The sequence below is a fragment of the Pseudomonas sp. Ors-4-3C genome, assembly GCF_055755035.1.
This window is the reverse complement of record NZ_CM146900.1, coordinates 5,665,001-5,685,944: the sequence shown is the minus strand read 5'-3', so window position 1 is coordinate 5,685,944 and position 20,944 is coordinate 5,665,001. Positions and strand designations below refer to the sequence as shown.

12 protein-coding genes and 3 rRNA genes (1 of these 15 only partly in view) are annotated in these 20,944 nt (G+C 59.3%); 9 read left to right on the top strand and 6 right to left on the bottom strand.

Annotated elements, in window-relative coordinates; translation table 11 throughout:
• Nucleotides 1-126: 126 nt before the first annotated feature.
• The gene (gene lapD, locus ACVHNU_RS25805; protein ID WP_473018547.1) at nt 127-2,073 is read right to left on the bottom strand and encodes a cyclic di-GMP receptor LapD; all 1,947 of its coding nucleotides are present in this window, start codon (nt 2,071-2,073) and stop codon (nt 127-129) included.
• A 14-nt stretch (nt 2,074-2,087) separates the two neighbouring features.
• Complete coding sequence (lapG, locus tag ACVHNU_RS25800) at nt 2,088-2,780, bottom strand: cysteine protease LapG (protein WP_003220445.1); 693 nt, start codon at nt 2,778-2,780, stop codon at nt 2,088-2,090.
• 194 nt (nt 2,781-2,974) lie between these two features.
• Between lapG and ACVHNU_RS25795 the strand changes: the two genes are divergently transcribed.
• The 5 genes from ACVHNU_RS25795 to ACVHNU_RS25775 all read left to right on the top strand — a co-directional run bounded on the left by ACVHNU_RS25795 (nt 2,975) and on the right by ACVHNU_RS25775 (nt 10,053).
• Nucleotides 2,975-3,685, top strand: a complete 711-nt coding sequence (locus ACVHNU_RS25795; RefSeq protein WP_045122243.1) for a GntR family transcriptional regulator — start codon at nt 2,975-2,977, stop codon at nt 3,683-3,685.
• A 767-nt stretch (nt 3,686-4,452) separates the two neighbouring features.
• Nucleotides 4,453-5,229, top strand: a complete 777-nt coding sequence (locus ACVHNU_RS25790; RefSeq protein WP_003220443.1) for a DUF3050 domain-containing protein — start codon at nt 4,453-4,455, stop codon at nt 5,227-5,229.
• A complete protein-coding gene (locus ACVHNU_RS25785; protein WP_473018546.1) occupies nt 5,226-6,155 on the top strand; it encodes a diiron oxygenase in 930 nt (309 codons plus the stop codon). The genes ACVHNU_RS25790 and ACVHNU_RS25785 overlap by 4 nt, the downstream gene beginning before the upstream one ends.
• Before the next feature lie 13 nt (nt 6,156-6,168).
• Complete coding sequence (locus ACVHNU_RS25780) at nt 6,169-9,561, top strand: amino acid adenylation domain-containing protein (RefSeq protein WP_473018545.1); 3,393 nt, start codon at nt 6,169-6,171, stop codon at nt 9,559-9,561.
• 24 nt (nt 9,562-9,585) lie between these two features.
• The gene (locus tag ACVHNU_RS25775; RefSeq protein ID WP_003220437.1) at nt 9,586-10,053 is read left to right on the top strand and encodes an SRPBCC family protein; all 468 of its coding nucleotides are present in this window, start codon (nt 9,586-9,588) and stop codon (nt 10,051-10,053) included.
• Between the two features lie 146 nt (nt 10,054-10,199).
• On the opposite strand, the gene ACVHNU_RS25770 is transcribed toward ACVHNU_RS25775, so the two are convergent.
• Complete coding sequence (locus ACVHNU_RS25770) at nt 10,200-12,080, bottom strand: methyl-accepting chemotaxis protein (protein ID WP_103519918.1); 1,881 nt, start codon at nt 12,078-12,080, stop codon at nt 10,200-10,202.
• A 312-nt stretch (nt 12,081-12,392) separates the two neighbouring features.
• Here ACVHNU_RS25770 and ACVHNU_RS25765 point away from each other — a divergent pair, with 312 nt between their 5' ends.
• The 4 genes from ACVHNU_RS25765 to ACVHNU_RS25750 all read left to right on the top strand — a co-directional run bounded on the left by ACVHNU_RS25765 (nt 12,393) and on the right by ACVHNU_RS25750 (nt 17,737).
• Nucleotides 12,393-12,893: a sigma-70 family RNA polymerase sigma factor gene (locus tag ACVHNU_RS25765; protein ID WP_003220433.1), complete on the top strand. Its 501-nt coding sequence runs from the start codon at nt 12,393-12,395 to the stop codon at nt 12,891-12,893.
• A complete protein-coding gene (locus tag ACVHNU_RS25760; RefSeq protein WP_473018544.1) occupies nt 12,893-13,894 on the top strand; it encodes a FecR domain-containing protein in 1,002 nt (333 codons plus the stop codon). Before ACVHNU_RS25765 ends, ACVHNU_RS25760 begins: the two co-directional genes overlap by 1 nt.
• An 87-nt stretch (nt 13,895-13,981) precedes the next feature.
• Entirely contained in the window at nt 13,982-16,483 is a 2,502-nt protein-coding gene (locus ACVHNU_RS25755; protein WP_473018543.1) for a TonB-dependent siderophore receptor, read from the top strand.
• A 75-nt stretch (nt 16,484-16,558) separates the two neighbouring features.
• Nucleotides 16,559-17,737: a PepSY-associated TM helix domain-containing protein gene (locus ACVHNU_RS25750; RefSeq protein ID WP_473018542.1), complete on the top strand. Its 1,179-nt coding sequence runs from the start codon at nt 16,559-16,561 to the stop codon at nt 17,735-17,737.
• 65 nt (nt 17,738-17,802) lie between these two features.
• Here ACVHNU_RS25750 and rrf (ACVHNU_RS25745) read toward each other — a convergent pair.
• The 3 genes from rrf (ACVHNU_RS25745) to ACVHNU_RS25735 all read right to left on the bottom strand — a co-directional run.
• Nucleotides 17,803-17,918: ribosomal RNA gene (rrf, locus tag ACVHNU_RS25745) — 5S ribosomal RNA — on the bottom strand.
• 105 nt (nt 17,919-18,023) lie between these two features.
• Nucleotides 18,024-18,139: ribosomal RNA gene (rrf, locus tag ACVHNU_RS25740) — 5S ribosomal RNA — on the bottom strand.
• A 154-nt stretch (nt 18,140-18,293) separates the two neighbouring features.
• Nucleotides 18,294-20,944 (bottom strand): 23S ribosomal RNA (locus tag ACVHNU_RS25735); it runs 241 nt beyond the window's last position.

Below are 20,944 nucleotides of genomic sequence, written 5' to 3'. Positions count from 1 at the left end.
CGCGATCTTCAGTGACCGGACTGACCACCTTCGCGAGCAAGCCCGCTCCCACATTTGAAATGCATTCCAATGTGGGAGCGAGCCTGCTCGCGAAGACGGCATCAATGACGCCACCGTATTAAAGGTTTACTTCCAGGGCTTGGGTTCACCGAACAACTGCCCCTGCACTCCGTACAAGCCCATCTCGCGAATCACTGACAACTCCCCTTCGGTCTCGACCCGCTCGGCAATCAGCGGCAGATCGATGCTGTGCGCCGCACGCTGGATCGCCTCGATGAACAGGCGCTTGTCGCTCTCCTGATCGATCGCGCGAATGTAGCTGCCATCGATCTTCAGGTACGCCAGCCCCAGACGCGCCAGGTTGCCGATCATGCTGAAGCGTCCACCAAAGCGTTGCAGGCTCAGGGAAAAACCGAGTTCACGCAGACGTCGGGTCAACTGCTCCAGCACCGCTTGCTCCGGCAATTGTTCCTCGCCGATCTCCAGGGTCAGGCGCGCGCCGAGGTCGGAGTGCGCACGCAGAATCTCGAACACTTTGTTCAGGGCCTGCGAATCGGCCAGGGTTGCCGAAGACAGGTTCAGCGCCAGCGAATCCTCGTGCCCTTTCATCTGCTCCAACACCCGCTCGAGCATCAGGCGGTCGAGTCGCGCGGTCCAGCCGAAGCGCTCAAGCCACGGCAGGAAACGTCCGGCCGGAATGGTCTCACCCTGATCGTCCAGCAGTCGCGACAGCACTTTGTAATGCAACACCAGTTGCGTGTCCTGGGCAGCCACCACCGGTTGGAAGTACAGCTCGAAACGCTGCTGGTTCAGCGCCTGATCAAGCAACCGATGCCAGGCGTGGTGATCGTCACCAACATCGGCCACCAGGCTCTGATCGATACAGGCCCAGTTCCGCTCGCCCTGCCCCTCGGCCTGCGCCAGCGCCTGATCACCCCGTGTCAGCACAGCTTGCGGTGAATCGCCATGAGCAAACGGGGCGAGGCCGATCGAGGCCACGGCCGGCACATCGGTGGCGCCGGTGGCGTGCAGGCTGCTCAACGCACTGTCGAGGTTCTGAGCCAGTTGCAGCGCTTCTTCGCGCACCAGCCCCGGCGCCAGCACGGCGAACTCGCCGCCGCGAATGCGCGTCACGAGGTTCTGGGTTTCCGGGTAGCGGGCGCACTCGCGGGACAATTGCTCGCCGACCGCTTTCAACAATTCATCGGTGCGCTGCCCGCCCAGGCGCTGGTTGAGCCCGGCCAGATCCTTGACCCGCAACAGCAGCAAATAACCGGAGCTGGCCTGTTCGGCATTGCTCACCCGATTGTTCAACTGCATTTCGAAATAACGTCGGTTGGCCAGGCCGGTCAAGTTGTCCTGATAGGACTCGACACGCAGTTTTTCACTGCGCTCGGCCTGCTCCTGGAACAGCGCCTTGAGCTTCTCGACCATCTGGTTCATCGCCTGCACCACGCGGCGCAGTTCCGGAGTGCGCGGCAGCTCCGGCAGGCTGAGGAATTCGCGGCGGGCGATGGCGTGGGACTGTTTGACCATGTAGTCGAGCGGGCGCAATTGCCGGCGCAGCAGCAGCGCGCCAAGCGCCGCACTGACCGCGCCGCACAGCAGCAGCCAGCCGAGGCTGCCCAACGCGCTCTGCCACAGCTTGGCCACGGCGAACATCGGATGGCTGACCACTTCAACCCGCGCCGCCTGTTCCCACCCACGGCTGACCAACGCATCGCCGCCGGCCGGCTCCAGACCAATCAGTTTGACGAACCAGTCCGGCACATTGCTGACCGCCGGAATCCCGCTGCGCTCGACGATGGTCTTGTCGGTCTTGAGATCGACCACCCGGATGCTCGCGTAATAGCCGCTGTCGAAGATCGAGCTGACCAGCAGCTCGACCATCGCCGGATCGTCGATATTCGGCGTCAGCGACAACGCCAGCGCCGTCGCGGCGTCCTGGGCGTGGGAGCGCAGCTGGTTGACGTACTGGATGCGCGAACTCTCCAGGCTGACCATGAAGCTGCCGGTGAAGGCGACCACCAGGAACAGACAGATAGCGATCAACAGCTGTTTGAACAAAGACATCTGAGCGCGTGCTCCTAGTTAGTCGTTTCGACCGGGAAACCTTCGGCCTGCATTTTTCTCAACACATCCTGCCAGCGCGACAGGCGTTTGGTGTCACCGACCCTTTTGTTGCCCTTGGCCCCCGGCAGATACAGACCTTCGGCATTGAAAGAGTAGACCGGCAGCAAATCGGTTCGCTGCGACGCCGGCTGGATCTGATCGATCAGGCTGTCGAGCACCAGTGGCATGGCATCGGGGGTGGCGTAGTAAGTCAGCACCATGTGCGCGCGGTTCTGGCGCAGTGCCTTGACGTAGGTGATGCGCAGCTTGTCACTGGATACCCCGAGATGGCGCAGGCTGAAATACTTGGCGATCGCATAGTCTTCGCAATCGCCGGCGCCTTTCCACAACGCCTCGATGGGCGTCTCCCAATAATCGACCTGCCCCCACAGATCGATGTCCTCTACATAGCGCATCTGCTTGTTGAAAAACAGGTTCACCACCTTGAGCTTTTCCATCTCGCTGACCTGTTTCTGCGTCGCCAGCAGATTCTGCCAGGCATCGATCCGCTGCTGCCCGGCACCCAGCGGGCCGTACAGCGCCGTGGCCTTGCGGCTGATCGCGGAAAAATCCCAATCGGCATGCAGACCGCCCAGCATGACGCCGGCCAGCAACAGTGCACAGCCTAGCCAGCGCAAAGTCCGGGGGATCGCGAAACGTACCGCCACAGCAGGTTTCCAGGAGGCAGGAAGGAAAGCGTTTGATGGTGAAGCTTAGCCGGACAAAAAACAATGGCACACTGAGATCATCGCCCGCGCGCTAAACTTCGCACAGGATCGCAGCTTCACACGGTTTGACAACCTGTGGAGCAATCACTAGTGTCCTTGGATCCAAATTCCGTCTTCATTCAGGGTGAGTAGTTGTGACACAGAAGCCCAAACCGCTGCACAGCATCAAAGTCGACGGGCCGATTCCCGCACACCTCGCCCGTTCGATCATCGAAGAGACCTTGCGCTCGGCGATCCTTGACGGTCGTTTGCCATGCGGCACCGCCCTGCGTCAGCAGGACCTGGCCGACCTGTTCGGGGTCAGCCGCATGCCGGTGCGCGAGGCTCTGCGTCAGCTGGAGGCCCAGGAGCTGCTGAGTGTCACCACCCACAAGGGCGCTGTGGTTGCCCCTCTGATTCAAGGCGACGCCACCGAAACCTACGAGTTGCGGATCCTGCTCGAATCCGAAGCCATGCGCCAATCGATCCCGCTGCTGACCAGCGCCGATCACGCCCGCGCCGCCAGCTATATCGAAGAGCTCGAGACCCAGCACGACTACGGCGAAATCGGTCGGCTCAATCGCCTGTTCCATATGGCCCTGTACAGCAAGGCCCCGAATCAGCGGTTGCTGCGACTGGTCGAAGACGGCCTCAACGAGGAGGAGCGCTTTCTGCGTTTCAACCTCGAAGCCATGGGCCTGGGCAAACTCTCCCAGGAAGATCACCGCGCCATGCTCCACGCGGTGATCGAGCGCGATGTCGAGCTGTCGGTGAAGTTGCTCACGCAACACCTCAACCGTGGCGTCGACGTGATCACCCGTTACCTCGCCAGCCCTGCCGGACAAAACCGCAAGGCCGTACGCTGATTCCCTTTCTGCCGGTCTCTGCTCTTCACGCCTGACCGGCGAATAACCCGCTTACAAATCCTCTCTGCGCTCCGCCGCAAATCTGCTGGCGGATCGGCCTGTTCGCTCTAACCTCCCAGCGCCCATATGCCCGGCATTGCAGCTCGCTGCGGACGAATCGGTCATAGCCGTCCTGCCAATTTACCCGCACTCTTTAACGGCCAACCCATGAAGAACGGGCGACGCTCCGCACCGCCGGCGCAGTCCCCGCACCAGGAACCTACGGAAGGAGCCTTGCCACGGGATAAAAGGAAGTTACGGCGCCGTTTCCGGCCAACTTTCATTCCTATACATCACTTCAATCTTTGCATCGGAAAGTTGCTTTGAGTGAGGCATTCACTCTTGTCTTCAATTTTGGCCATTATTTGCCGAAAGGAGCAACTACGCCCAAGTAAAACTGAAATCAAAAGTTTTACCGGGCCAACTCATACTTGAAAAACACACAACTAAAAATAATTAAAAATAAACTTGTTAAATTATTTGACGATGTATTAGCTTTTCCTCGCCGAGCGGGTTCAACCCGCAAACACGGCACGGCTCCGCAGTCAGCCAATAGCTTTGGCAAATAGTCGCCAACGCATGGCCGAGAGCCTTTCATGCACTTTGCAAACTTTCATTAATCCGAATGAGGCCCGCACTCGCCAATAGAAAACATTTCAAATTTATCAAGTCCGTGTTGATGCACTGAACGAGCAACTCCCTCTATTCCAATAACACCGAGGTTCGCCATGATGCCAACTAAAGAACAACTCGCCCTGAAAAAAGCTCAATTGAGCGTTCACCCGATCTTTACCGAAATCGATTCGTTATCGGTACTGCGCCGGTTCATGGAGTCTCACGTCTTCGCCGTGTGGGATTTCATGTCGCTGACCAAACGCCTGCAGCAGGAACTGACCTGCACCCGCCTGCCATGGTTGCCACCACGCGATCCGCATGCTGCGCGGCTGATCAACGAAATCGTGTTAGGCGAAGAGTCCGACGACCGTCCCGCTCACGGCCATTACAGCCATTTCGAGCTGTACCTGGACGCCATGCGCGAAGTCGGTGCGAGCACCACGGCGGTCGAGCGGTTTGTCGCGCTGCAGCAGGAAGGCGTGAGTTACGACGTCGCCCTGCAGAGTGTCGAGGTCGATCCGGCAGCAGCGAAATTTGTCCGCGAGACGCTAAACACCGCACTGCATGCGCCAGGCCACAGCGTGGCCGCCGCGTTCCTGCATGGTCGCGAGAGCGTGATCCCGCCAATGTTCCAGCGCATCCTCGATGACTGGGGGATCGGCATCGAACAGGCACCAACCTTTCGCTATTACCTGGAGCGCCACATCGAGGTCGACTCCGAGGATCACGGCCCGGCCGCCGAGCAATTGCTTGAGCGCCTGGTCGATGGCGATCCGCAGCGTGAAGCCGAGGTCTACGCCAGCGCCATCGCGGCCGTGGAAAGCCGCATCGCCCTGTGGGACGGCCTGCGTCTGAGCATGCGTGAACCTTTGGCGGAGGTGGCCCAATGAACGCCGCCGACTATCAATCCTTCGCCGACGCCTGGGAAACCCGCGCCACCATCCGCACCCGGCCACGGCGTGTTCTGGAAGACGATGAACGCCTGATCTATCCGTTGAGCCGCCAGCCCCTGGTGCTCAGCGAAACCTTCCTGCGCGAGTGCCCGCAGCAGCGTGATTTTGCGTTGGTGCAGACGCTGTACAAGTTCATCAACGACGTGGTGATTTTCGAGACCGAAATCGTCGACCAGACCGCCCGCGCCATCGCCAAGAATCGCTTCGCCGTGCCGTTCCCGTTCGCCTGTCGCTACGACGCGATGACCGTGGTGGTGGACGAGGATTATCACGCACTGGTGGCGATGGATTTCATGCAGCAGACCGTGGCCATGACCGGCATCGAGCCGATCGAACTGCCTGCTGAAATCGAACTGAGCCGGGCGATTCCGGCCGCCGTGGCCCTGGCGCCCGAGCACCTGCGCAGCCCCGTGGAACTGATCTGCGTGGCCATCGCCGAAAACACCGTGACCGGCGACGTCGCCGCGTTCGCCCGGGACGACACGGTCAAGCCGTCGATCAAAGGCCTGATGGCCGATCACTTGCTCGACGAGGGCCGGCACTCCAGCTTCTGGGCGCGCATGGTGCGCATCTATTGGCATACCGCCAATGACGCGGACCGGGAAACCATTGCGCAGATCCTGCCGGTGTTCATCGGCCATTACCTGACCAATGACATCCAGAAGTCCTTCGATCTGCGCCTGATCGACGCCTTGCCGGTCAGTGATGTGATCCGCCGTTCGCTCAAGGACGAAATGGCCGGGCTGGCCTTCCCGATCAATCGCCACCATCCGCTGGTGGGCAACATCGTGCGTTTTTTCCACAACAGCTCGCTGCTCGACACGCCCTGCGTGCAGCACGCCCTGCGTGACTATCTGGTGTGATGAGGAGGCCGACATGAGACGTCTCGACATTTTGCTGATTGGCGCCAGCCAGGCCATGACCGACCTGGCACAGGAACTCGAACAACACGGTCACTCATTGATGCGCAGCGGCGCCGCGCAATCGACAGTGGATCTGATCATCGACGATGGCTTCATCGGCGCCGGCGATCGCTGTGCAATCCCCCACCTGCATCTGCGCCTGGGTATCGGAAGGCAAAGCATTGGTGGTTTGCCGACACTCGACCTGCTGTGTTTCATCGGCTCGTCACTGATCAGCCGCGTGCCGATTGGCGAGGAGCCGTCCGGCAACGGTCAGGCACTGCGCCAGCGAGTGCTGACGCAGTTGGTTGACGAAGTCGCGCTGCTGGTCAGCCGCTTCTCCCGCGATGCCGGGTACTTCCAGCAGGCATTGCCGGCCACGGCGCCGGACTTCGAGCAGGTGGAAGACCTGTCGTTTCTCGACAGTCTGGCCTACGTCCATCGCCTCAACGCCACGGCGCATCCGGCATTGTTGCAACAGGCGCAGACACCGCTGATCGAGCGCCTGCAACAGAGCCTGATCGAACACGCCGAGCGACCGGCGCTGCATCTGGCCGAGCAGTCGCTCAGCTACCGCCAGTTGCACGCCCACAGCCGTGCGATCCAGCAACGCCTGCAACCGCTGCTCGAGCAGCATCCGCAGCCGTGGGTCGTGGGCATTTGCCAGCCGAAAAGTCCGGCGCTGTTCGCCTCGATTCTGGCGGTGCTCGGCAGTGGCGCGGTGTATCTGCCGCTGGAGCCGAGCCATCCGTTGCAGCGCCAGCAATACATCCTGCAGAACGCCGGAGCCTTGCTGTTGCTACACGACGGCGAGCACCCGCTCAGCGAGTCAATGCCCGGGCTGGATGTCAGTCGTATCGACAGTGCCGACGCCGATCTCGACCTGCCGTTGATGCGTCAGCGACCGACGCTTGAAGCACCGTGCATGGCGCTCTATACCTCGGGCACCACCGGGCATCCGAAGGGCGTGCTGCTGAGCCAGGCGAACCTCGCCCACTTCACGGCGTGGTACGCCGATTACGTGCAGTTGCGCGCCGAGAGTCGGGTCTTGCAGTTCTCTTCGCTGAGCTTCGACTCGTCGCTGATCGATATCTTCCCGAGTCTGCTGCAGGGCGCCGAACTGGTGGTGCCCGACGACACCCAACGCCGCGATCCACTGCAACTGGTGGCGCTGATCCGCCGCCGACAACTGACCCACGCGTTCCTGCCGCCGGCGCTGCTGAGCATCCTGCCGCTGGAGCAACTGCAAGGCGTGGAGGTGATGACCGGTGGCGACGTCTGCGAGCCTTTCGTCATCGAGCAACTGACCCGGCAGGGCAAGCTGCACAACCTCTACGGCCCCACCGAGGCGACGGTGTTGATCACGGCTCGCCAGCTCAAACCGGGTGACAGCAACCGCACCCTCGGCGCACCGATTGCCAACAGTCAGGTGCTGATTCTCGATGACGACTTGCAACCGGTGCCGGAGAACACCGTCGGCGAATTGTTCATCGTCGGCCCCGGCGTCTGCCTTGGTTATCTGAACAATCCGCAGCAGACCGCCGAGCGCTATCTCACCTTGCAACTGCCAAACGGCCAAGCGTTGCGCGCGTACCGCAGTGGCGACATGGCCAAGTGGGGCGAACACGGCATCGAGCTGTGCGGACGGCGCGACAATCAGGTGAAGATCCGCGGTTTCCGGGTCGAGCCGGAAGAGATCGAGCGCTGCCTGCGCGAGAGCCAGTTGTACCGTCAGGTGGCGGTGGTGATCGACAGTCAGCGGCGGATTCTGGCGTTCCTTGCGCAGCCGCAATCAGACGCTGCCCGCGATCTATTGAAGGCGCATGCCCAGCAGTTTCTGCCGGATTACATGCAACCGGTGGCGTGGACTGAACTGGCGCAGATGCCGTTCGCCAGCAACGGCAAGGTCGACCGCAAGGCGTTGCTGGAGCTGCCGGTGAGCGTGCAGGACGGCGGCCCGAAATGCCTGCCGGCAAACGCCGACGAAGCGCTGCTGCTGGAGATCTGGGCGGAACTGCTGGAGCTGCCGAGCAGCGATATTTCCACCGACGAAAGCTTCTTCAATCTCGGTGGGCATTCGATTCTGCTGTCGCGGATGTTGCTGCGCTTGCGTGAGGAGTTCGGGCGCAGCATCTCGATCAACCGCTTCATCGAACTGCCGACCATCAGCAAACTCGCGACGCTGGTGCGCGGTACCGATGACAGCGCGGTGCTCAGCGCCCAGGCCATGGCCGACGCCGAACGCCCGCTGAACATCGAGCCGCTGCCGATCAGTCGCCTGGGCGATGTGCACAAGGTGATCGTCACCGGCGCCAACAGTTTTGTCGGCGTGCACATCGTCGAAGCACTGCTCGGTTGGGGCGCCAGCGAAGTGGCGTGTCTGGTGCGTGATGGTGGCGGGCAAACGGCGGCGCAGCGTTTTGCTCAGGCACTGCGCGAGAACCGTCTCGAGCACCTGGATCTGAGTCGGGTGCGGATCTATTCGGCAGACCTCACCCGACCGCAACTGGGCCTGACCGACGACGATTATCAGCGCCTCGATCGCGAGTTCGGCGCACTGGTGCACAACGCCGCCAACGTCAACCACGTGCTCGATTACGAGTCGCTGGCAGCGGATAACGTCGAGCCGATTTTCGAGCTGCTGCGCCTGTGTGAAGGACGCAGCAAAAAGGTCTTCAACTTTGTCTCGACGCTGTCCGCTTCAAGCACCGTCGATAGCGAAGGCCGAGTGCTCGAATTGCCCGCTGCGCCGACTCCGCCGATCTACATCCGCAACGGCTACAACCTGTCGAAGTGGGTCGGCGAACGCGTCCTCGAACGGGCGCGCGAGCGGGGGGTGTGGGTCAACCTGTATCGCCCCGGCAACATCAGTTTCAACAGCCTGAGCGGCGTCTGCCAGCCGCACAAAAACCGTTTGATGCTGATGCTCAAAGGCTCGATCCAGCTCGGTCAGGTGCCGGCCTTCGCGCTGAATTTCGACCTGATGCCGGTGGACTTTCTAGCGCGTTTCATCGCCTTCCACGCCAGCCGTTATTCGACCGAGCGCGCGGTGTTCAACCTGCACAACCCCGAACCGCTGAGTTGGGATGCCTACGTCGCCTCGTTCCGCGAAACCGGCAGCGAATTCTCGCTGGTCAGCGTCGCCGACTGGCAGCAGCAACTGGGCCGGGTCGACACCGACAACGCGCTGTTTGGCGTGCTCGGTTTCTACCTCAACGGCTTCGAGGAGGACATTGGCGACATCTCCCTGATCGGCCACGCCAACGCCGAAGCCGGCGTGCAACAGATGGGCGCGCACTACCCGGAAAAATCCCCGGCGCTGCTGCGTCGCGGCTGCGATTACCTGAAAGAAATCAACTTCATCTGATTCATCCAAAAAAGGAGCAACACCATGAGCACTCTGCAACCGGACACCCTGATCAAAAACCCTCACGGCTGCCATGTCATCTCTTCGGTGGAAGTGCCGGCGGACGCGACGCAGGTCTGGGCGGTGGTCGGCAATTTCGCTGGCTTCGACCGCTTCATCCCGGCGCTGTCGCACATCGAAATGACCGGCGAAGGCGTGTCCTCGCTGCGCAAGAAATTCTTCAAGGACGGCAACGTGGTGGTCGAGCAACTCAACTCCCGCGATGAGCAGGCACGGGCCATGACCTGGACCACGATCTACAACACCTTGGGTGTGGCCAATCTGTGGGCGGCGATGAATGTGGAATCGTTGGGCGCAGGGAAGTCGCGGGCGACCTGGACGATCATTGCCGAGCCGGCTTCAGGTGGGGAGGAAGCACTGCCGGGGTTCAAGGATTTCGTGCAGGGGTTTGCCGATGATGCGATGGGGAATGTGTTGAAGCTGTTTGTATAAGGCTTCAGTTCTGCGGTGATTGAGCTACCGCCTTCGCGAGCAAGCCCGCTCCCACCTTTTGATTGCATTCCTTCAAGAGGAACACGGTCAACCTGTGGGAGCGGGCTTGCTCGCGAAGAACGATAACGCGGTCTTCAATCTGCGGATCAGATCTTGAAGCTGTCCACCAGCTGCTTCAGGCGGTTGGCCTGCTGCGACAACGCATCACAATCCTTCAATGTTTCATTGAGGTTGGCCACGCTCTGCTGGTTCAGCAGGTTGATCTGGTTAACGTCGACGTTGAGGGTTTCCACCACGGCGGTCTGCTCTTCGGTTGCAGCAGCCACCGACTGGTTCATGCCATCGATTTCGCCGATGCGCTGGGTCACGCTGACCAGGCGCAGACCGGCCTGGTTCGCCACTTCCACGCTCTCTTCGCTGGACGCCTGACTGGCGTTCATGGTGGTCACCGCTTCACGGGAACCGACCTGCAAGGAGGTGATCATCTTGTGGATCTCTTCCGCCGATTCCTGGGTGCGATGGGCGAGGTTGCGCACTTCGTCCGCCACCACCGCAAAACCGCGTCCGGCTTCACCGGCACGGGCCGCTTCGATGGCCGCGTTGAGCGCCAGCAGGTTGGTCTGCTGCGAGATGCCTTTGATCACATCGAGGATGTGGCCGATGTTGTCGGTGCTGGCGTTGAGTGTTTCGATCTGGGTGCACGACAGGCTGATCTTTTGCGACAGCTCGGTCATCGCCTGAATGGTCTGCTCGACCACCTGACGACCGTCATCGGCCTGCTCGCTGGCGCCGCTGGCGTGCTGCGAAGCATCGGCGGCGTTGCGGGCGATTTCCTGAGTGGCGGCGCCCAACTGGTTGATCGCGGCGGCCACGCTGTTGGTGCGGGCGCTTTGTTCGTCGGAACCGATGATCGAGGCGTTGGACGAGGCCATCACGCGTTGCGACAGGTCGTGCACGTGACGAGTGGCCGAGGACACTTCGGAAATCGACGCGTGAATGCGCTCGACGAACTGGTTGAACGAACTGCCCAGTTCAGCGAACTCATCCTTGCCTTCCACGACCAGACGACGGGTCAGGTCACCTTCGCCCTGGGCGATGTCCCGCATCGCGCGGCCCATGGTGGTCAGTGGACGCATCAGGACGTTGATCAGCAGGCTCAGCAGCAGCGCAATCGCAGCGACCGCGACGAACATCGCGATCAGCGCCGAAGTACGGAACTGACTGAGGGCGGCGTAGGCCTTGTCGCGATCGATCGACAGACCGATGTACCAATCGGCATTCGGCAAGTCGCTGACCGGAGTGAACGACAGAATGCGTTCCTGGCCGTTGAGCACCACGTTCTGGTTGCCCTTCTCGATGCGCACGCCGGAATTCGGGTAGATGTCCTTGAGGTTCTTCATCACCTGGTCTTTGTCCGGGCTGACGATCACTTGACCGTCACCGCTGACCAGGAATGCGTGGCCGAGGCCACCGAAGTCCACCGAGTTGATGATTTTCACCAGGGTTTCCAGGCTCAGGTCACCGCCGACCACCCCCAGCAACTCGCCATTCTTTTTCACCGGCATGGCGATGGTCACCACCAGACCACCGACCGCGGCCATGTACGGCGGGGTCAGCATGGTTTTGTCGGCAGCAACGGCTTGCTTGTACCAAGGGCGCTGACGCGGGTCGTAGCCGTCGGGCATCTTCGCGTCAGGGCGCTGGGTGAACACACCGTTGGCCTGACCGACGTAGGTGAACTGGAAGTTCGAGGTGAAGGCCGGTTGATCGACCAGCCCAGGGAAGTCGGCGTCCTTGCCCTGATGGGCAACGTTCTGCGCGAGGTTTTCCAGCACCAGAATTCGCCCGCTCATCCAGTTCTGCACGCTGCTGGCGGTCAGATCGCCGGCCTGCTGCACAGACGACTGGAGGTTCTGGCGAATGGTGTTGCGCTGCAGATAGTCGTTGTAGAGGGTGAACAAAGCGAAAGCCAGGACCACGACGCCCGAGGCGGCCAACAGGATTTTATGGCTGAACTTGAGATTCATTTCATGGGACTTCTTATGCAAAAGTGGGGATGCGTTCCGGGATGCAACATTCCATGTACAGCGCAGGCAGCGTTCTGATGGCCGCTCTACTTTGGTGCACGCATGTCTCACCAGTCTGTCGGCACGGTTCGCAGAAATCTTAGGGTTGTGTGGGAAATGCACGGCATTTCTGACAGATTCCCGCCGAACGGCGCGCCAGAGCGTTCGCTATAAAGTTTTTTATGCTGGTTATCCGAGCGGAGGTTGCAAAATTCACCGCCCTTGATAAAAATGCGACTAATTATCATTTGTGACGTTCGGGCTGTCGCGTTCATGTCCTCACCTGAGTTTGCAGTGCAGGCGCTTTACAGTAGTCATCACGGCTGGCTCAACGCCTGGCTGCGAGCACGGCTGGGCAATGCCGCAGATGCCGCGGATCTGGCTCAGGACACCTTCGTACGCCTGCTACAACGTACCGAACGCCTGGAGCTCAAGGCGCCCCGCGCATTTTTACGCACCATCGCTCGCGGCCTGGTGATCGACCATTGGCGTCGTGAAGAAATCGAACGCGCCTATCTCGAAACCATCGCCCATTTGCCCGAAGCCGAAACCCCGAGCGCCGAAGCCCGCGCGTTAGTGATCGAGCTGCTCGAAAGCATCGCGCGCATGCTTGAAGGCTTGCGGCCGAAAGTCCGTCAGGCATTTCTGCTGGCGCAGTGCGAAGGTTTGACGCACAAGCAGATCGCCGAACAGCTGGGCTTGTCTCTGCGCTCGGTGGAGCGTTACGTCGCCGATGCGCTGTATCACTGCTACGTGTTGCGATACGACAGCTGATGCCTGTGGATAACCTCTCGACCGGGCGACGCGCCGAACCGCCGCAACAGGTGGTCAAACAAGCCATTCACTGGCTGCTGCGGCTGCGCAACAACCATGGCAATGCGCGCCTGAGTCGCCAATGCGAAGCGTGGCGCGCCGAGCATCACGAGCATGAACTGGCGTGGCAGCGCGTGCAGTCGCTGCAGGCCGAACTGAGCCATAACCTGCGCGCCGTGCCCGGCGCACAGGTGGCGTTCAATACCCTGGAAAACAGTGCGCAGGGGCTGGGGCGGCGGCAGGCCTTGAAGCTGCTGTCCGGCGCGGTGCTGATGGGTTCCGCCGCATGGCTGGCCAAGGACACCGCCGTCTGGCAGCAGTGGCGCGCCGACTACGCTACGGCGACCGGCGAACGTCGCGGCTTCCAGTTGCCCGACGGCACGCGGATCGAGCTGAACACGGCCAGCGCCGTGGATCTGGATTACACCGCGCAGCAGCGGCTGATCAAACTCACCCGTGGCGAAATCATCGTCACTTGCGGGAGTAATGATGAAGGCGCGGCGTTCAGCCGGCCGCTTCGCGTGCAAAGTCGCCATGGCACTTATGAGCCGGCCAATGCCCGCTTCATCCTGCGCCAGGAAAACGATTGCACGCGACTGAGCGTCAGTTCCGGGCGCGTCGCCATCCACAACGGCGGAGCTTCGGTTGAGGCTCTCGCCGGACAGACCTTTCTGATCGATCACCATCAGGTGCGCCCTGCACCACCACTGGATATGGACGCGGGCGCCTGGGTCGATGGTTTGATCGTGACCCGCAACATGCGCCTGGGCGATTTCCTCAATGAAGTCGGACGTTATCGTCAGGGCTTCGTGACGTGCACGCCGCAGGTGGCAGATCTGCGCCTGTCCGGTGTGTTCCGCCTGGAGGACACCGACAAGCTGCTGGCAATCCTGCCGCAGACTTTGCCGGTGCAATTGCGCTATCGCACCCGTTGGTGGGTAACGCTTGAGGCAGTGGCCTGAAATTATTTTGGCGGGTTTTCGCGACAAGTCCGGCTTGGTCAGTAAGCACTTCAACTCAGCCTTTGCGACTGCCTACGGAAACCTACAATGACTGTCCGCCTCACCTGTAAGAACTCGCTGAATTTCACTGCCGAATCGGGCCTGCTGGGGCAAGCCATTCGCGCTGCCCTGCTGTCCACCGTTCTGGGCGCCGGTGTGCTGCCAGGCCTGAGCCTCGCCGCCAATGCCAGTGAAGCGAGCAGTCATCGCTACAACATCACCGCCGGCCCGCTGGGCGAAGCGCTGAACCAGTTTGCGCGCGAGGCGGGCATCACCTTGTCGATGACCCCGCAGCAAACGCAGGGGCGGCAGTCTCCGGGCGTACAGGGCGAATATTCCACCGATCAGGCGTTGAGCCATTTGCTGGGCGGCTCGGGTCTGGAAGCGGTCAGCCAAGACGGAAACAGCTACATCCTGCGTTCAATCAGCGAACCCGAGGCGCTGGCACTGCCAACCACCGACATCAAAGGTTTCGCCCTCGGTAACGCGCTGGGCAGCATGGAAGGCTACAACGCCACGCACAGCCAGATCGCTACCAAAACCAGTACCGCGCTGCTGGAAACCTCGCAAAGCGTATCGGTGGTGACCCGCGAGCAAATGGACGATCAAGGCTCACAGACCGTCTCCCAGGCGATGCGCTATACCCCCGGCGTGCTGACCAACCCTTACGGCGCGACTCATCGCTACGACTATGTGGCGATGCGCGGTTTCAACGACGGCTCGGTGGACAACATCTACCTCGACGGCCTCAAGTCGATGGGCGACAGCGGCACCTACAGCACCATGCAGGTCGATCCGTATTTCCTTGAGCGTGTGGATATTCTCAAAGGCCCGTCGTCGGTCTTGTATGGCCGCAGTTCGCCCGGTGGCCTGGTGGCGCTGACCAGCAAAAAGCCGTTGTACGAGGCCTATCATCAGGTTCAGGCCACGGTTGGCACCCAAGGCCAGCGCGGTGTCGGTTTTGACTTCAGCGGTCCGGTCGATGACGACAAACGCATTGCCTATCGTCTGACCGGTTTGACGGATCAATCCGACACGCAGTTCGACCACAACAAGGAAAAACGCTTCGCCCTCGCACCGTCCCTGAGCATCGACTTCAGCGAAGACACTTCGCTGACGCTGCAGGCGTATCTGCAGCACGATCCGGACGGCGGCTACCACGGTGGCGTGCCGGCGGATGGCACGATTCATCAGCGCAACGGCAACCGCATCTCGCCGCACTTCTTCGAAGGGGAGCCGGGGATTGACGGTTACTCGCGGGATCAGCAGTCGTTCGGCTATCAGTTCGAGCATCGCTTCAACGATGTCTTCACGGCGCGGCAGAATTTCCGTTACCTCGACTCCAAGGTCAACATGGATCAGGTCTACGCCTACGGCTGGACGACGCCAACCAGCAACGAACTGAACCGCTACTACACCGGCGGCGATGAACGCCTGCATGCGTTCATCGTCGACAACATGCTGCAGGCCGAATTCTTCACCGGTGCCACCAAGCACACGGTGTTGATGGGCGCCGATTATCAACGGCGCAAAACCGTGGTCGACTGGACCAGTGGCGGCCTGGCCCCGATCAACGCGTTCAACCCGGTATACGGCAATTCGGCGATCGATATGTACGGCGATACCAGTTACCTGCGGCGCCTGGAGCAGACCGGCGTGTACCTGCAAGACCTGATCGAGATGGACCAGTGGCGCTTCTCGCTGGGGCTGCGTCAGGACTGGGTCGAGACGTCGGATGAGAACCGTATCGCCGAAGCAGGCCGTCCGGTCGGTACTGAAATCAATGATCGGCGCACCAAACTGACCGGCCGTGCTGGCGCGTTGTATCTGTTCGAGAACGGCCTGGCGCCGTACATCAGCTACTCCGAGTCGTTTAACCCGAACTCGTATGCCGACAGTGCTGGTAATCCTCTGCCTCCGACCGATGGCACACAGTGGGAAGTCGGCCTGAAGTATCAACCGCCGGGCACCGACAACCTGTTCACCGCCTCGCTGTTCCGGATCGATCAGGAAAATCTGGCGACCAAGCTGCCTCAGGAAAACTTCTACCGCGCGGTAGGCGCTGTCCGCTCGCAAGGCCTGGAGCTGGAAGCGCACATGCAGTTGACCGACAACCTGAAAGTGCTCGGCAGCTATACCTTCACCGATATCGAGTACTCGAAGTCGATGGTCAGCACTCTGAGCACGCCGACCGCCGTGATCGAGAACAAAGGCAACTCGCCGACCCAGGCGCCGCGGCATATGGCGTCGTTGTGGGCTGACTACAAGTTCGACAGCGCGGCACTCGATGGCCTGCGTCTGGGCGGTGGTGTGCGTTATGTCGGTTACAGCTGGGCGGATGCGGAGAACACCCTGAAGGTGCCGTCCTACACACTGTTCGACGCATCGATCGGCTATGACCTGGGCAAGATTGGTTTGAAAGATGTCGACGTGCGTCTGAACGCGAACAACCTGACCAATGAATCCTACGTGGCCTCCTGCGCGAGTCTGAACTTTTGCTACATGGGCGAAGAGCGCAACGTCGCTGCCACGGTCAGCTACCAGTTCTAAACCTTTGCCTTGTGCATAAAAAAGCCAGCCCCTGTTTTCAGGGGCTGGCTTTGTCGTCTCTGTGGGGAACATTTCATGCGCGCATTGTTGGTGTTGTTGCATCGCTATATCGGGTTGGCGACGGCGGTGTTTTTGCTGCTGGCCGGGATCACCGGAAGCATTCTTGCGTTCAATCATGAGTTGGATGAGTGGCTGAATCCGCAGTTCTACGCGGCTTCATCTGAGGGGCAACGATTGCCTCCCGGGACCTTGGTCGACGCGGTGCAAACCTCGCATCCGAAGTTGCAGGTCTGGTACATGGAGTATCCGCAGGAGGCGGGACATACCGCCATGTTGGCGGCGGTGCCGCGCAATGATCCGGCGACCGGCAAACCGTTTGATGAGCGCAATCAGGTGTTCTATCTGGACCCGGTAAATGCCGAGCAGAAGGGCCAACGTTACTGGGGTGAATGCTGCTTTGCGCGGGAGAACTTCATTCCGTTCATTCTTGAGTTTCATTACAACCTGACGTTGCCCGGCAACTGGGGCCTGTGGTTGATGGGCCTGGTTGCCATCGCTTGGGTAATCGATTGCTTCATTGCGCTGTGGCTGACGCTTCCCCGTGGCAAACCGTTCTGGAGCAAGTGGTCGTTGGCCTGGAAGATCAAGGGCGGGCACGCTTATCGGCTCAACTTCGATCTGCATCGCGCGGGGGGATTGTGGCTGTGGTTGTTGTTGCTACCGATTGCGGTCAGCAGTGTCGCGATGAACTTGCCCAGTCAGGTCTTCAAACCGGCGGTGTCGCTGTTTTCACCGATCGAGCCGAGCGTTTATGAGGCCCGAGGGCGAATGCCTCCGTCGGCGTTGGGGGTGACGCAGTTGAGTTATCAACAGGCGTACGAAAGGGCATTGCTGGAGGGGAAGAGGTTAGGACTGACAGCGGCGATCGGGGAGTTGTATTACAGCTTTGAGTACAACTTCTACGGCGCAGGATTCGGGCATCACGACACTGAAGCGCATGGCAAATCCTGGTTGTTCTTCCACGGTACTGACGGGCGATTATTAGGTCAGGAAATTGCCGGACAAGGGACGTTGGGGGAACGGTTTTACCGCTTGCAACTACCGATACATGGCGGACGGATCATCGGCTTCACCGGGCAAGTGATCATCGCGGTATTGGGGGTTCTGATCGCGGGGCTATCGGGGACTGGCGTCTACATCTGGTGGCGCAAGTGGCAGGCCCGGCGCATCAGCAAGGCTCGCAAAGCGGCCTGAGTTTTGGGAGCCCTGAAACGACAAAACCCCTGTCTGCGTTAGCAGACAGGGGTTCTGGAATTTAATCTTGACGATGACCTACTCTCACATGGGGAAACCCCACACTACCATCGGCGATGCATCGTTTCACTTCTGAGTTCGGGATGGGATCAGGTGGTTCCAACGCTCTATGGTCGTCAAGAAATTCTGTATCTGGCCCGTCAACACGGTAACGTGCCAGCAAAATCGGTAACTTCTACTAAAACAAAACCCCAACTGCTTTCGCAATTGGGGTTTCGGAATTTAATCTTGACGATGACCTACTCTCACATGGGGAAACCCCACACTACCATCGGCGATGCATCGTTTCACTTCTGAGTTCGGGATGGGATCAGGTGGTTCCAACGCTCTATGGTCGTCAAGAAATTCGGGTACTGACTCGCGACCTGTTGGCCTCGCTTCAGCAAATCGGGTATGTGATACAGGTGTTTGTGAGCATCGCGAACTTTCGGTTCATTGCGTCTTCACACACCGCAATCTGATGCTCTCTCGAGTAGTCAAATTGCTTGGGTGTTATATGGTCAAGCCTCACGGGCAATTAGTATTGGTTAGCTCAACGCCTCACAGCGCTTACACACCCAACCTATCAACGTCGTAGTCTTCGACGGCCCTTCAGGGAACTCAAGGTTCCAGTGAGATCTCATCTTGAGGCAAGTTTCCCGCTTAGATGCTTTCAGCGGTTATCTTTCCCGAACATAGCTACCCGGCAATGCCACTGGCGTGACAACCGGAACACCAGAGGTTCGTCCACTCCGGTCCTCTCGTACTAGGAGCAGCCCCTCTCAAATCTCAAACGTCCACGGCAGATAGGGACCGAACTGTCTCACGACGTTCTAAACCCAGCTCGCGTACCACTTTAAATGGCGAACAGCCATACCCTTGGGACCGGCTTCAGCCCCAGGATGTGATGAGCCGACATCGAGGTGCCAAACACCGCCGTCGATATGAACTCTTGGGCGGTATCAGCCTGTTATCCCCGGAGTACCTTTTATCCGTTGAGCGATGGCCCTTCCATACAGAACCACCGGATCACTAAGACCTACTTTCGTACCTGCTCGACGTGTCTGTCTCGCAGTCAAGCGCGCTTTTGCCTTTATACTCTACGACCGATTTCCGACCGGTCTGAGCGCACCTTCGTACTCCTCCGTTACTCTTTAGGAGGAGACCGCCCCAGTCAAACTACCCACCATACACTGTCCTCGATCCGGATAACGGACCTGAGTTAGAACCTCAAAGTTGCCAGGGTGGTATTTCAAGGATGGCTCCACGCGAACTGGCGTCCACGCTTCAAAGCCTCCCACCTATCCTACACAAGCAAATTCAAAGTCCAGTGCAAAGCTATAGTAAAGGTTCACGGGGTCTTTCCGTCTAGCCGCGGATACACTGCATCTTCACAGCGATTTCAATTTCACTGAGTCTCGGGTGGAGACAGCGCCGCCATCGTTACGCCATTCGTGCAGGTCGGAACTTACCCGACAAGGAATTTCGCTACCTTAGGACCGTTATAGTTACGGCCGCCGTTTACCGGGGCTTCGATCAAGAGCTTCGCGTTAGCTAACCCCATCAATTAACCTTCCGGCACCGGGCAGGCGTCACACCCTATACGTCCACTTTCGTGTTTGCAGAGTGCTGTGTTTTTAATAAACAGTCGCAGCGGCCTGGTATCTTCGACCGGCATGAGCTTACGGAGCAAGTCCTTCACCCTCACCGGCGCACCTTCTCCCGAAGTTACGGTGCCATTTTGCCTAGTTCCTTCACCCGAGTTCTCTCAAGCGCCTTGGTATTCTCTACCCAACCACCTGTGTCGGTTTGGGGTACGGTTCCTGGTTACCTGAAGCTTAGAAGCTTTTCTTGGAAGCATGGCATCAACCACTTCGTCACCCAAAGGGTAACTCGTCATCAGCTCTCGGCCTTAAGATCCCGGATTTACCTAAGATCTCAGCCTACCACCTTAAACTTGGACAACCAACGCCAAGCTGGCCTAGCCTTCTCCGTCCCTCCATCGCAATAACCAGAAGTACAGGAATATTAACCTGTTTTCCATCGACTACGCTTTTCAGCCTCGCCTTAGGGACCGACTAACCCTGCGTCGATTAACGTTGCGCAGGAAACCTTGGTCTTTCGGCGTGGGTGTTTTTCACACCCATTGTCGTTACTCATGTCAGCATTCGCACTTCTGATACCTCCAGCAAGCTTCTCAACTCACCTTCACAGGCTTACAGAACGCTCCTCTACCGCATCACTTGCGTGATACCCGTAGCTTCGGTGTATGGTTTGAGCCCCGTTACATCTTCCGCGCAGGCCGACTCGACTAGTGAGCTATTACGCTTTCTTTAAAGGGTGGCTGCTTCTAAGCCAACCTCCTAGCTGTCTAAGCCTTCCCACATCGTTTCCCACTTAACCATAACTTTGGGACCTTAGCTGACGGTCTGGGTTGTTTCCCTTTTCACGACGGACGTTAGCACCCGCCGTGTGTCTCCCATGCTCGGCACTTGTAGGTATTCGGAGTTTGCATCGGTTTGGTAAGTCGGGATGACCCCCTAGCCGAAACAGTGCTCTACCCCCTACAGTGATACATGAGGCGCTACCTAAATAGCTTTCGAGGAGAACCAGCTATCTCCGAGCTTGATTAGCCTTTCACTCCGATCCACAGGTCATCCGCTAACTTTTCAACGGTAGTCGGTTCGGTCCTCCAGTCAGTGTTACCTAACCTTCAACCTGCCCATGGATAGATCGCCCGGTTTCGGGTCTATTCCCAGCGACTAGACGCCCTATTAAGACTCGCTTTCGCTACGCCTCCCCTATTCGGTTAAGCTCGCCACTGAAAATAAGTCGCTGACCCATTATACAAAAGGTACGCAGTCACCCAACAAAGTGGGCTCCCACTGCTTGTACGCATACGGTTTCAGGATCTATTTCACTCCCCTCTCCGGGGTTCTTTTCGCCTTTCCCTCACGGTACTAGTTCACTATCGGTCAGTCAGTAGTATTTAGCCTTGGAGGATGGTCCCCCCATATTCAGACAAAGTTTCTCGTGCTCCGTCCTACTCGATTTCATGACCAAGAGATTTTCGCGTACAGGGCTATCACCCACTATGGCCGCACTTTCCAGAGCGTTCCGCTAATCTCAAAGCCACTTAAGGGCTAGTCCCCGTTCGCTCGCCACTAC

Bases quoted from the DNA above. Each gene is read 5' to 3' on its own strand.
- lapD (WP_473018547.1), bottom strand. From the start codon at position 2,073: ATGTCTTTGTTCAAACAGCTGTTGATCGCTATCTGTCTGTTCCTGGTG.
- ACVHNU_RS25790 (WP_003220443.1), top strand. From the start codon at position 4,453: ATGATGCCAACTAAAGAACAACTCGCCCTGAAAAAAGCTCAATTGAGC.
- ACVHNU_RS25785 (WP_473018546.1), top strand. From the start codon at position 5,226: ATGAACGCCGCCGACTATCAATCCTTCGCCGACGCCTGGGAAACCCGC.
- ACVHNU_RS25780 (WP_473018545.1), top strand. From the start codon at position 6,169: ATGAGACGTCTCGACATTTTGCTGATTGGCGCCAGCCAGGCCATGACC.
- ACVHNU_RS25775 (WP_003220437.1), top strand. From the start codon at position 9,586: ATGAGCACTCTGCAACCGGACACCCTGATCAAAAACCCTCACGGCTGC.
- ACVHNU_RS25770 (WP_103519918.1), bottom strand. From the start codon at position 12,080: ATGAATCTCAAGTTCAGCCATAAAATCCTGTTGGCCGCCTCGGGCGTC.
- ACVHNU_RS25765 (WP_003220433.1), top strand. From the start codon at position 12,393: ATGTCCTCACCTGAGTTTGCAGTGCAGGCGCTTTACAGTAGTCATCAC.
- ACVHNU_RS25760 (WP_473018544.1), top strand. From the start codon at position 12,893: ATGCCTGTGGATAACCTCTCGACCGGGCGACGCGCCGAACCGCCGCAA.
- ACVHNU_RS25755 (WP_473018543.1), top strand. From the start codon at position 13,982: ATGACTGTCCGCCTCACCTGTAAGAACTCGCTGAATTTCACTGCCGAA.
- ACVHNU_RS25750 (WP_473018542.1), top strand. From the start codon at position 16,559: ATGCGCGCATTGTTGGTGTTGTTGCATCGCTATATCGGGTTGGCGACG.